The organism is Actinophytocola sp., assembly GCF_050699935.1.
Lineage (GTDB): Bacteria > Actinomycetota > Actinomycetes > Mycobacteriales > Pseudonocardiaceae > Actinophytocola.
Window position 1 is genome coordinate 1 of sequence record NZ_JBOHGB010000289.1, and the last position, 2,589, is coordinate 2,589.

3 protein-coding genes are annotated in these 2,589 nt (G+C 70.2%); all 3 read right to left on the reverse strand.

Annotation, left to right across the window (positions count from 1 at the left end; translation table 11 throughout):
• Positions 1-148 precede the first annotated feature (148 nt).
• A complete protein-coding gene (locus tag ACRDTB_RS37945; protein ID WP_431437110.1) occupies positions 149-463 on the reverse strand; it encodes a hypothetical protein in 315 nt (104 codons plus the stop codon).
• 41 nt (positions 464-504) lie between these two features.
• Positions 505-1,485 carry a LysM peptidoglycan-binding domain-containing protein gene (locus ACRDTB_RS37950; protein WP_431437111.1) on the reverse strand — a complete coding sequence of 327 codons (981 nt, stop codon included), beginning with the start codon at positions 1,483-1,485 and terminating at the stop codon, positions 505-507.
• 609 nt (positions 1,486-2,094) lie between these two features.
• Positions 2,095-2,589 (reverse strand): hypothetical protein (locus ACRDTB_RS37955; protein ID WP_431437112.1); only part of this gene is annotated, 495 nt, incomplete at its 5' end.

Genomic DNA, 2,589 nt, shown 5'->3' on the forward strand with positions numbered 1-2,589 from the left:
TCAACTGTCCATCGCGGATCGTCGGTGTCGCGGGGCACGGGATGGTGTTCTCCAGGGTCGGCCAGCGCGCCCCGGAATGGACCGGTTTCGCTGACCTCCCCTGTGGGCGTGCTGGGGTGGTCAGCGAAAACGGCTGGTCAGTGAGGGGTTACAAGTCGAGCGGTTCGCCAGTCTCGCCGGTCGCGGGGGTATCGGCGGGGACGAGCGGGCGGCCGGCGTGGTCGCGGGGGTCGGTGATCGGGGTGACCTTGCGTTCGGTGGTGATCACGTAGCCGAACGCGCCGAGCGCGGCGACGGCGGCGGTGATGATGCCGGTGAGCGCGTCGCCCTGCACGGTGGTGAGCAGGCCGGACCCGACGAGCCCGGCCAGGAGCGCGGTCAGCCCGCCGACGATCGACGCGGCGATCCGCACCGGACGCGGCCGGCTCGTGCTGGCGGGACTCGGGGTGGTGGGTGTGGTCATGGGGATCGGTGTGTCCTTCTCTGTTGGTGGGGTGAGGGGATTCAGGGCGGGCGGAGGACCTGTCCGGGGTGGATGAGGTCGGGGTTGGCCAGCCCGTTGAGCTGGGCGAGGCGTTGCCAGGTGGTGTCGTGCCGCGTTGCGATCGCGGAGAGGGTGTCGCCGGGTTTGACGGTGTAGGTCCGTGCCGGTGCGCCGCTCGCGGCGTTGGGGAGGGTGAGGACCTGACCGGGGTGAATCAGGTCCGGGTTCGGGATGTTGTTGAGCCGCGCGAGGGTCTGCCAGGTCGTGCCGTGCCGGGCGGCGATCCCGGAGAGCGTGTCGCCCGCGCGGACGGTGTAGGTGCCGGACTCTGGCTCAGGAGCTGGCGCCGGCGGTTTCGGCTGTGGTGCTGGTCCCGGCGCGGGTGTGCCGTCGAGCACGAGGTGGCCGAGGGTGTAGGTGCCGATGGTGGCGTTGCGGTCGACGTGGCCGGGGATGCCGGGCACGGTGCCGCTGCTGGTGTGCTGGTGCAGCGCCAGCTTGGGGTGCGCCCAGCCGGGGTTGCCGGGGTCGCCGTTGTAGCGGGCGATCCACAACAGGACGTCGGCGTCGGCCCACTCGTTCGGCCGGAGGACGCGGGTCCACCAGTCGAGGTTGGCGTACACGAGCACCCGCCGAACGCCGGTGACCTGGCGCAGGCGGGGGATGAACGCGGTGAGGAAGGGGTTGGCGTTGTCGCGGAGTTCCGCGGCTTCCATGTCGATCATGGGTGCGAGCGAGCCCGGCGCGAGCAGGCCGCGGGCGCGGAGATGGCCGGCGAAGTGATCGACCTGCGCGTTGATGCTGGTGTCGCGGGCGAAGTGGTAGCCACCCGCGCGGATACCGGCGGCGCGGGCGCCGTTGGCGTGGCCGGTGGCGGCGGGGTCGGTGAAGCCGGTGGACTCGGTGACCTTGATCGATGCGTAGGTGATGTTGTTGCCGCGCACGGCTTTCCAGTCGTCGACACGGTTCCAGTGGCTGACGTCGATGCCGTAATCGGTCATCAGAAAAGGGCTCCTCAACAGGCGATACAGGGAATGGAGTGGTGGGCCGGGAGTGGTAGCGCGCGGTGGCCGGACATAGTGGCCACAGGAGTGATCCACAGGGTGTGGACAACCACGAGGGAGGCACCGTGAACCAGGACGAGACCGCGCCGGGAACACGGCGGCGTGGCCGCTGGTCGTCGCTATCGCGTGCGGCGCGCTGCTGCTCGGCGGCGCGGCCGGAGCGGTCGTCACGCTCACCACGACCGAGCCACCGGCGGCCGAACAGCGGCAGGAGCCGGCCAGCGCACCGACCATCAGCACCAGCGCCAGAACATCGGCGTCGAGCACGACCAGCGAGACCACGACTCGGCCAGTCCCGGCGAGCGCCGAGGTTCCCGCGCCAGCGGTGGACACGGCGGCTCGGGCCGAACCGGTCAACGACGAACCAGCGCCCACACCAGAGCCGGCACCGGCGCCGGTCGAACCGCCTGCCACGACAACAACGACCACGACCGCGCCGACGACGGCGCCGGACGCGATGCCGTGCCTGGAAGGTGAGTACACGCCGGACTGTCTGAACGACGGTCTGCGCAACGGCTCCGCCTAATCAGTGCCTAATCAGTCCTGTTAGGATTGGATGCCGGAGGCGTGTACGACGGTGGCGCGGATGTTGCCGGGGCCGGTGGTGCGGCGGGCTTCGAGCCAGATTTCCCGCATGTCGCCGAAGACGCCGGGCATGGGCATCTGGGTTCGTTCCCAGACGGTGACGTAACCGACCGGCTTTGTGGCCAGGACGCCGGCTTGGGTGTCGCGGAGACGGATTTCGCCGCGCGTGTTCGGTTCGTCGGACGTGTGGCGGTATTCGATGTAGAGCTGTGGGTGCTGGCGGTGGAGGCGGATGATGTCGAGGGGTTCCCAGTCGGTCGCGGTGGAGGCGGGCCAGTCCTGGGAGCGGCCCCGGCTGACGGTGTGCGGGATGTAGGGGCGGGCCAAGCCTTCGCCGCTGTTGGCGTCGTCGCCGAGGATGATGTTGCCGTTGTAGTCCCAGATCGCGACGAACTGGCGGTAGCCGTGATCGGCGGGGGCCGGGTCGAAGACCGCGATCCGCCACCGGCCCCGGTC

Coding starts and splice junctions, on each gene's coding strand:
- ACRDTB_RS37945 (WP_431437110.1), bottom strand. CDS start 463: ATGACCACACCCACCACCCCGAGTCCCGCCAGCACGAGCCGGCCGCGT.
- ACRDTB_RS37950 (WP_431437111.1), bottom strand. CDS start 1,485: ATGACCGATTACGGCATCGACGTCAGCCACTGGAACCGTGTCGACGAC.